Here is a 9,707-nt window from a genome sequence, read left to right as displayed (position 1 = left end):
CTCAGATCTCGAATTCGGCGAGCAGGTCGGCCACGCTCAGCCGGTCTGCCGGCGGGGCCGGGGCCGCGGCCTGGGGTGCTCGGGGGAGACCGTCGACCGCGCGAGCCAGCGCGCCGATCGTGTGGTGATCGAACACGGTTCGCAGCGGAACGTGTGCACCGAAAACCGCTGACAGCCGGGACCGCACCCGAGCGGCGGCCAGCGAATGCCCGCCGAGTTCGAAGAAATCGGCGTCCGTCCTGGTGACAGCGACACCGAGGACGTCCTGCCAAATAGCCTGTACCACTTGCTCGGTCGGCGTTGCGGCCACCTCCGGCCGGTCGCCAGGAGCCGCGGCGACGGGTGCGGGCAAGGCGGCCGTATCGACTTTGCCGTTCGGGTTCAACGGCAACCTGGCCATCGCCACGAACACGGCCGGTATCAGATGGTGGGGTACCCGCCCCGCGAGATAGGCGCGCAGGCCATCGACGCCAACGCCGGCACGCAGCACGACGTAGGCGATCAACTGTGCGTCCCCGCCCGCGTCCCGGCCGGCCAGCACGACGACCTCGGAAAGTCCGGGGTATTCGCCGAGCACGTCCTCGACCTCGGCCGGTTCGACGCGATGTCCGCGCACCTTGACCTGGCGGTCCACCCGACCGAGAAACTCGAGCTCGCCGTCGGCGCGCCGACGCACGAGATCGCCGGTGCGGTACATCCGAGCGCCAGGTTCGGCGGTGAAGGGGTCGGCCACGAATCGTTGCGCGGTCGCTGCCTGCCTGCCGAGATAGCCGCGGGCCACGCCGTCACCACCGAGGTACAGTTCGCCGGGCCGCTCGGCAAGCACCGGTCGCAGGTTGTCATCGAGCACGTATGTGCTGCTGTTCGCGGCGGCCCGGCCGATCGGCACGGTGGACTCGCCGCCGGACAGCCCGTTGCAGCGGTATGCCGTCGCGTAGGTAGTGATTTCCGTTGGGCCGTAAAGGTTTACGAGTTCGGTGTCCGGGCAGTGCCGCACCAGCGCGGTGATCGCGCGCACGTCGGCCTTCTCGCCGCCGAACGACAGCTGCCGTACGGTGCGGAACATACTCGGATCCTCGAGCGCCAGCTGCCGGAGCAGGGCGGTCGGCAAGAACAAGACGTCGACGCCGTGCGCCCGCAGTGCCTGGCCGAGCCGCTCGGGCACGAGCACCTCGTCGCGGCCGAGTCCGACCAGCCGAGCCCCGTTGAGCAGCGCACCCCACGTTTCGAGCGTGGCCGCGTCGAACGAGATATTGGCCGCCTGCACGGCAGTGTCGTTGTGCCGCACGGCAATCGAGTCCTGGCTGCGGACCAGCCGGACGATATTGCGGTGCCCGACCGCGACCCCTTTCGGGGTGCCGGTGGACCCGGAGGTGTACATGACGTAGGCCAGCGACTGCGGCCCGACCGATACGCCCAGCCGGCAGGGTGGCTCGCGATCGGTCTCGAGGGTATCCAGAAACACCTGTCGCCCAGGCAGTTCCACGGTTTCGCGGTGCGTCCTCAGCACCACCTGCACGCCGGCATCCCGGCACATGTAGTCGAGTCGTTCGGGCGGGTAGGACGGGTCGAGCGGCACATAGGCACCGCCCGCCTTCAATGTCGCCAAGGCGCCGGTGACCCAGTTCTCGTCGCGCACGCACAGGCCGACGCGGGCCTCCGCGGCGATCCCCGATCGGCGCAGGTAGTGCCCGAGCCGATTGGCCCGGATGTCGAGTTCCCGATAGGACAGTGCCACATCGCCATAGCGCACGGCCGGCGCCTCCGGTGCCCGATCCACCCATGCCTCGAAGAGTTCGTGAACGGTCCGTTCACGCGGATACTTATCACGAAAAAGACTGTCCGCCAACGAAATACACTCCTCGAACGTCGAAAAGGCTGTTCTCGCAGACTATTACGATGTCGATAGCGGTCGATATACCTAAATTTGGGTATCTTCAGCAGGTCAAGGCGGCCATGAGCTCATCGCGACCGTCGGCTCCGGTCTTGTGGTACACGGCCTTCAGGTGGGCGTTGACCGTATGCGTCGACACCGCAAGGGTTTTGGCGATAGTTCGCGGCGGATCTCCGGTGCAGAGCTGTTCGAGAATGGCTCGCTGGCGCGCGGTGAGCTCATACCAGTGGCAGAACGACGGCAACAGCAGGTCGCCTCGGGCGGCCTGCATGACGATGGCGACATCGCCGTCGTCGCCGGCCAGCGCCCGGCCGTGCACCGCGATCCAGCGGCCGGAACCGGTCGCCGCGGCACAGATCAGCGGCTTCGGGGCAACGCCTTGGCGTATCAATTCCCGTGTGCGGCAATATAGTTCCGGCGCGAACGGCTCCATGGCCCAACCGGCCAGGCGGCTCGGCAGCCAGAGCTGTTCGAGCCAGTAATGCGCCTCGTCGCTGATCCCCTTGACGGCATGGTCAGCTCCGACGGTAATGATCCCGGGCGCGGGCGGGACGGGCACGATCGGCGACGGCCGACCCCGCGCGAACTCACGGATGGCCGCGTTGAACGCCGGTCCGAGCTCGGCGACTCGGTTCACGTCCTCGTGGTCGAAGGGCCGGGCGCCCTCGGTGCGTAACAGCCCGAGAAACCCCCACACGCCCCGGCGATCCCGTAACAGCGCACGCAGTTCACCGCTCGCGCCATTCTCGGACAGCAGTCGCGCCGTGCGGCGTCCGCGAGCCCCGTTATCGCCGTCGACGCCGACCACCGCCACCGGCACCGAAAGCCGCTCCAAGTCCTCGGGCCGACACGGGTCACCACCCAGGTATCGGTCGAGCACGAGCGCCGAGAGCAGCCCGGAATCATAGCGATGCCAGCAGCTGAACGAGCCGAGCCCTAGCTCTGCCGCCGGGTTGGTGGATACCAGCCGAACCGCGTCGAAAGCCACGCATGAACGCAACGTCTCGGCAATCGCCGCACCAAGATCGTCCGGTCCTACCGCGTGCGCCGCCAGCCCGCGTAGGTCGCGGGTCAACCTGTCCATGTCTGGAGCAATTGTGACCATGCCATCCCCTGAATTCCCTTTCACGCGACCAAGACTGATGACCACCGGACCTCAGCCGGCATCACTCAGTTCTCGGTCTCAGGGCGTTCAATACAGATGAACGATGTTCGCTCCCCATAGGTTCACCGTCGTCACGTGATCAGGGGGCGATTCAGATCAGATCTATCGGCGAGATGCCCATATGCGGCGGTTTTGAGATCAAATGTGGGCGCAACGTCAGCATCTGGATCGGTGGGACGCAGCGATCGGAGGAAGTCGCAGACTTCCGCGTTGTCTCGGCTCCATCTCATCGGTGGGCCTTGACGAGTGACCAGCGATAGCCGGCGTTCGCGACACGGGCACGCTCGCGCCGAGGTCGAGAGCCAGCGTGATACCACCGGCGTAGTCGGCGTCGGTCAGTGGGATCCGGCGCTCGTTGAAGTTGATCTGATCGAAGATCGCGTTGATCGGATCCTTCACCCCGCGTTCCTTGATCGAGGAGACCTGCATCGGAACGCAACAAACTGTTGTCCCCGAAATGGCCTTGTACCTGCGCTGTTCAACACTTTGCCACGATCTGTCATGGCGGGCGGTTTAGGCTACGAGCCGTCGAAGATCGACCCGCAAGGGTGTCACTTCTCCGGCGGGTGTCCGCTACGTTGATCACGGGTTGAGGAGCGCCTGGAGCTGGCAAGTCGCGCGACTCCCGCCACCGTACTGACGATGGACCAGTCCATTGGTTTCAACCGTGCCTGCCGCCGAATAGCTGTCGCCTGCCAGGGTGATGGGACCACCGGTTTGCCATGAGCATGGGACCGGGTTGGACCCGGTCGCGGGCCGTGTGCTGATGGTGACTGACGACCGAGTCGCTGGTCAATCGGTTGCGGGCTTGCCGTGGCGTGGCTTCTGGCGTTGCCGGTAGGACTCGCCCTCGACGACGAGTTCGTAGGCGGCTGATTGCAGTCGGTCCATCGCTGATTGGGCCAGCAGCGGGTCGGCCATCATGGTCAGGATTTCGGGTGGTTCCCGGTTGCTGGTGATGATGGTGGAAGCTTTGCGGTGACGTTCGACGATCAGTTCGTAGAAGTCGTTGGTCTCGGTGGCTTCGAGCCGGTGCAGGGCCAGGTCGTCGAGGATGAGCAGGTCGACGCGGTGGAGTTTGCGCATCTCGTCTTCGTAGCTGCCGTCCAGGCGTGCCCCGCGCAGGCGTTTGAACAGCTTATCGCTGCGTTCGGTGTGAACCGAATGGTGGCGGCGGACCGCGATGTGTCCTAATGCGTTGGCCAGGAACGTTTTTCCGACGCCCACCGGTCCCATGATGAGGATGTTGTAGGCGTCGGCGAGGAACCGTAGCGAGGTCAGCTCCGCCCAGAGTTCGGAGTCGAAATTGACTGCGGTGGTGTCGTCCCAGGCTTGCAGCTGCATCTGCGGGTCCAGATGCGCGGATTTCGCGCGGCGTTGGGCGGATTGGCGGTCGCGGCGGGTGACCTCGTCGGAGAACAGCATTTCCAGGAAGTCGTGGTGCGGCAGCCGATTCGATCGCGCCAAAGCCAGGCGTTCAGGCAGGGTGTCGAGCAGTTGCCCGAGCTTGAGCCGGCGCATCAACGTTTTGAGTTCCGGTGAGATATCGATCGGTTTGACCGCCGGTGTCGCGGCGGGTCGGCGGGTGGTCATGACGGCCTCCTGATCTCGAAATCGGTTGTCGCGCGGACGAACCGGGACGGAGTCGGCGGTGGTGGCAACAGACTGAGCTGCTGGCCGACCGCGCTGCGGGTCAGCATGCGATCGATGACGCCGACATCGACGACCTCAGCGTCCAGGGCGCGGCGGCAGGCGTCGTCGACGGCGGCGGCGCCGTGACGGCGAACCAGCCCGAGCAGCCGGTAAACCTGGCGCATCTTCGTCCAGGGCAGCGGATGTTCCAGCACCTCCGCGGCGTAGATCCCGACATGAGCGCCATGCTCGGATGCCTTGCGCTGCAAGGTATTCAAGTCCCGCATCGCATAGACGCTGACTTCACTGGGCAGGTCGGCGGGATCGGTGTGCCGGCGGCCCGGCGCCATGACCGGGTGGACCTTGATCAGCTCTCCGCGCCAATACAGTTTCACCGTGGTCGAATCAAGGCGGGCATCCAGGCGGACCCCGACGAGTTCACCGGGAACGCTGTAGAGAGCTTTGGCGATCTGAACATGCCTGTCGGGAGCCACCTTCGGTCGAACCCAGGTCGGGATGTCGAACGGCTCCTGCGAGAGTGGTTTCAACTGCGGGGCCTCCTCGGCGGCGAACACCTCCGCCGGGCGCAGCCGGGTCGTGCCATGGATCCGCATCCCCGCCGTTTCCGCGCACCACTTGGCGGCTCTGGACCGGCAGTCCGACAGGTCCCGGAATTGTTCTCCGGCAAAGAAATTAGACCGCGCATAGGGCACGCAGCGTTCGACGCGGGGTTTGTCGCGGGGGCTGCGGATGCGGGCCGGATCGATGGCGAACCCACGCGTCTGGGCATACTCACGAAACGCGTCGTTGAGTTTCGGATCAGTCGAATCTGCTTTGTCCACAATCGTTTTCATGTTGTCCGGGATCACCACCGCGAACACGCCACCGAAGAATACCCACGCCGACTCGAACCCGTCGATCACATCGTTGAGGGTCTGCCGGTAGCTCGGATAGATCAGCATGTGCCGCGAATAAACCGCAGTGAAGATCAACCCCTGCACCACCCGACGCCGACCATCATCGGCATCGGTGAGCATCCCCAGCCTGCCGAAGTCGACCTGCACCTCAGCACCGGGTTCGCAATCGGCAACCCGCACTGTAGTCCGGCGTTTCCCGAACCCCAATTCTGTTGTCGCATAACGGTTCAAAGTCCGATATGACACCACCACACCACGGCGTCCCAGCAGGATATGGATTTTCGTCAACGTCAGGCCCTCATCGAGCCACGCCTTGATCTGATCATGTTGCGCGGCAATGGTTTCCCACGCATCACTCTTCCCGTTCGGGCGTTTGCGCCGAACCCCGGCTATCACCGCCGCGACTAGCTCATCGGTCAACTGGGCTGCATCACCCTCACGATCGAGCCCACACGAACGCGCCACCTCCACATACCGGCGCACCGTCTTGCGGTCGGTCCCCGACAACCGGGCCACCTCCCGCAAACCCAGCCCCTGCAGCCACAGCCGCAGCATCTCCACGATCTCGATCACCGAAACCTCCCGGTAGCTCATTGGGCCAATACAGCGGCCGAACGACCGGGAACCCCGCAGCCACGCCGGGTGGTCCCATAACTGGCAAAACCCCTACCCAGGTGGTCCCATCAGTGGCAAACAAGCGGTCCCATACTCATGGCAAAACCGTCTCTGAAGTGGTCCCTTCTCCCTGGCAGCCGACAAATAGCCGCGGCGTTCACCACTCGGATCGCCTCCTAACAACACCGTTGGTTGCCTGGCGGATACCGCAGGCCAGGCGTCGTTGCTGTCGTCAAGCACCCCACTCCTGAAATGCCAAGTGCCGCACTCGTTCCTCTGGATCGGGTGTGGCACTTGCTGTTTCCGTCATCGGCCGTCCCTTGTGGGGCGGCCTTCTGTATGAAATATCGAGGTATCCATTGTGGCCCCTAAAGACCCCGTGTACGGACCGACTATCGCCGAGAGTCAGGGCAAACCCAAGAATCAGGCCCCCGTGCAGGGTCCGTCGATCGCGGAGAGCCAAGGCAAGCCGCGGCAGGAACCTGCGCAGACGAAACCCGATACTCAGCCCGCGAAGCCGACCGAGCCCAAGGCGCTGACTCCTGAGCAGCAGCAGATGGCCCAGGGCCTGGGTTTGTTGCCCTCCACCCAGCCACAGCAGAAGCCTGGTGCGGCGAGCCTGCCCGATGTGATCGCGGTGGTCAACAACGGACCACCCAAGGACGGGCAAACTCTGACCTTGCCCAGCGGTACGACTATGCAGAGCAATTCGGTTCCGTTGGCGAACGGGTTGACCGGCAAGCAAACCACCGTCACCGTGCCGGGGGAGAAGCCTGCTCAGCCGCAACCGAATGTCGCCTATTCCCCTCAGCAGTTGGCCGGCTACTTCGCGACCGACTCGAAATACAGTCCCGAGCAACGCGACCGTGACATCGCACTGCTCAACCAGAGGGTTATGGGTCCGCAAACCGTCGAGGGCGCTAACGCGCTCAATCGCGCCAAAGCCGAGGCGGCCAACCGGCTCAACAGCCACTGGGACCAGGGCGCTCTACCGAAATTGGCCGACGGCACCACGGTCATGCCGGGACTGGGCTACAGCGCGGTCCAGTTGGTCAACGACCTGTCCCTGGCCAACACCACCGGCCCGCTCGATGAGCGCAGCGAACAACTCCGCAAAAACGCCCAAACCCGCCTCGGCCAGCACGCCTACACCAAACAGAACCAGGACGAAGACCAGTTCGCTGCCAGCCTGCAGTACGCAGGAGTCGATGACCCGGCCCGCAAAGCCGAGGTCAACCGTCTACTGGCCCTTGGTGTTCCCGCCGACAAAGTGCAGAACATGGTGTGGCGCAACGCAGTCGAGGCCCGCGGCCGCCTCCAGCGCACCAACACCCCGCTGCTGACCCCGGACCAGGCCAAGGCACTCGACGACACCCCCAAGCTCTACGCCACCGACCCACGCCGCACCGCTATCCCCGACAACTCGCCGTACTCCAACCCCAACCACAAGTTCAACGAAGGCGACTTCCGCAACTTCCTCGGCGAGATGACCGGGCTCACCGACTTCGCCGAGGGACTCGAGACCGGCAACTACGGCCAGGCCGCCAAAGGCGCGGCATGGGCCACGCTGACCTTGGTCCCCGGCGCCGACGTCGCCTTGCTATCCAAGATCGGCCAAGGCTTGCGGTGGGGAGGCAACAAGTTCCTCAGTGAAGCCGAAGCCGCCGCGATGGACGCCGAACGCATGGCCATCCTCAACGGCGAACGCGGCGCGATCGACACCACCGGGCGCGGCGCCCTGGGCGCCGAACGCGCAGGCACTCTCTACCACCCGTGGGACGCCAATCCCGGAAACTCCCTCTACGTCCCCAACCCCACCCGCCCCTACGAAACGGCACCCGGCACCGGGATCCGTACCGGCGAAGGCGCTACACCCGCCATCCTCGACTACCCCAAAACCGATCAACTGCCATGGAACACCCACGAGGGCATACACGTTCCGGCCGCGCCTGAGGTCAAGGTGCCACCCACGCGGGGGCCCAGCAACAACCCGTGGAACCGACCCGAGCCGGACGGTGTACTCGGTCCCGGTCTCAATGGTTTGGATCCGTTTCCACTCGGGCCACAGCGTCCACGCAACCAGATTCCACGCCGTGGCCCCGGTGAGCACGGTGGAGGTGGACGGGTGGACCCGGGCACAGCTGGTGCAGAGGCTGGAACAGCGCCTGTCAAGTGGGAGTTGCCTCCGTTGCCGCCGGGCAAGACCTTGCCCCCGGGCATCGAGCGAGGGATCGACAGCAAAGGACGCATCTTCTGGCGCGACATCAATAATAAGAATAGGCGTGCAGAGAAGGAAGAATGGGACAGTGCATCAACCAATATCGTGATGCGCGGGAAGCTGCTAGATGAACCGATCGGCTCCGTCGAAACGTTGCCTGCCCGAGAGCGATTCATGCTCGGCGAAGTGGACGTTATGCAGAACGCCGCAATGGCAGCCCGCAACACACACCAGGCTGAGCTCACACAGCTGATACACAACCGCAAGCTGATGTATAAGGAGGGCGAGACATTTCGGGAGGTCGAGATCAAGGATCTCTCGCGCTCAAAGGCCGAAAAGACGATCGAAAATCTTCGACAGTCCGGCCAACTTCCGGTGGGCGATCCCGACGCTGGCAGGCTTCGCGTCTTGGCTGGTCAACTCAGCGGTGAGAGGGGCAGCATCGACGGCTTGTCCGAGGTCCGTGGCGAGATCGGCGGCGACTATTACGTTCAGAACGTTGCCAATATGGAGATCATCTACCGAGGTTCGGGGGGATACACCGCAGATCGGGTCGCTATCGCCACGGCTCCGGATGGCACCAAGCGGGTAGTGCTGCTGGAGTACAAGGGCGGCGGCACCCCGGATAGCTTCAGCACTCGGCAGGTCAACGTCGGTCCGGGGCAGGACCTGAGCTTTGAGCAGGGCACCCTGCCCTACGCGCAGGACGAATTCTTGCGCCCGGGCTCGGGACCGATGCAGGAACTAGAAGCACGGTACCCGGCACTGGCGAAGGAATTACGCGAAGGCACAACGGATTTCGACTACATGGTGGTCCACACCGAACCCGGGACCGGGAAGATCACTGCCTATGGAGTCGATCCGCAGACAGCGAAGTCGTTCACTCTCAGGCAACCCGGCACCGCCTCCCAACCCCCAGCCAGCGGCAACGGCGTGGCCCCTATCGCGGGAGCGACACCGCTCGCTGGGCAGGCTACGACGTCGGGATCATGGATCGGCGATTTGGCCGCGACGGGTTTGAACAACCTGAACCAGTGGACAGTCGCGGCCATCCCGGCTGTCGTTGGGCCCTTGATCCCACTGTGGGCACCGTGGAACAACAAGAAGCTCGACGAGTCGATCGTAGTCAATATCAGCGACCCAGCAGCGGACACCGGGCAGCCCAGCGCTCGAGAAGTTGCCCTGACAACGGGGTATGGAGCCCATCTCTGATAGACGCCAGGCTCTCTCGAAATCTCCGAACTCTGACATCGTCGTCCGCCCGAG

Annotated in this window: 5 protein-coding genes; 1 reads left to right on the top strand and 4 read right to left on the bottom strand. The window is 64.4% G+C overall.

The genetic code is table 11. The annotated features are described in order from the left end of the window. Position 1: 1 nt before the first annotated feature. The 4 genes from OG203_RS06635 to istA all read right to left on the bottom strand — a co-directional run bounded on the left by OG203_RS06635 (position 2) and on the right by istA (position 6,202). On the bottom strand, positions 2 to 1,849 hold the full coding sequence (locus OG203_RS06635; RefSeq protein WP_405164778.1) for an amino acid adenylation domain-containing protein: 1,848 nt from the start codon (positions 1,847 to 1,849) through the stop codon (positions 2 to 4). Between the two features lie 88 nt (positions 1,850 to 1,937). Then, the gene (locus tag OG203_RS06630; RefSeq protein ID WP_405164777.1) at positions 1,938 to 2,978 is read right to left on the bottom strand and encodes a helix-turn-helix transcriptional regulator; all 1,041 of its coding nucleotides are present in this window, start codon (positions 2,976 to 2,978) and stop codon (positions 1,938 to 1,940) included. A gap of 873 nt (positions 2,979 to 3,851) precedes the next feature. Beyond that, positions 3,852 to 4,652: an ATP-binding protein gene (locus OG203_RS06625; RefSeq protein WP_405160806.1), complete on the bottom strand. Its 801-nt coding sequence runs from the start codon at positions 4,650 to 4,652 to the stop codon at positions 3,852 to 3,854. Beyond that, the gene (istA, locus tag OG203_RS06620; protein WP_405160805.1) at positions 4,649 to 6,202 is read right to left on the bottom strand and encodes an IS21 family transposase; all 1,554 of its coding nucleotides are present in this window, start codon (positions 6,200 to 6,202) and stop codon (positions 4,649 to 4,651) included. Before istA ends, OG203_RS06625 begins: the two co-directional genes overlap by 4 nt. A gap of 382 nt (positions 6,203 to 6,584) precedes the next feature. Between istA and OG203_RS06615 the strand changes: the two genes are divergently transcribed. Beyond that, a complete protein-coding gene (locus OG203_RS06615; RefSeq protein WP_405164776.1) occupies positions 6,585 to 9,653 on the top strand; it encodes a hypothetical protein in 3,069 nt (1,022 codons plus the stop codon). Positions 9,654 to 9,707: the final 54 nt, after the last annotated feature.

The organism is Nocardia sp. NBC_01499, assembly GCF_045040275.1.
In the GTDB taxonomy this organism is placed as follows: domain Bacteria; phylum Actinomycetota; class Actinomycetes; order Mycobacteriales; family Mycobacteriaceae; genus Nocardia.
This window is presented reverse-complemented; position numbering and strand designations above follow the sequence as displayed.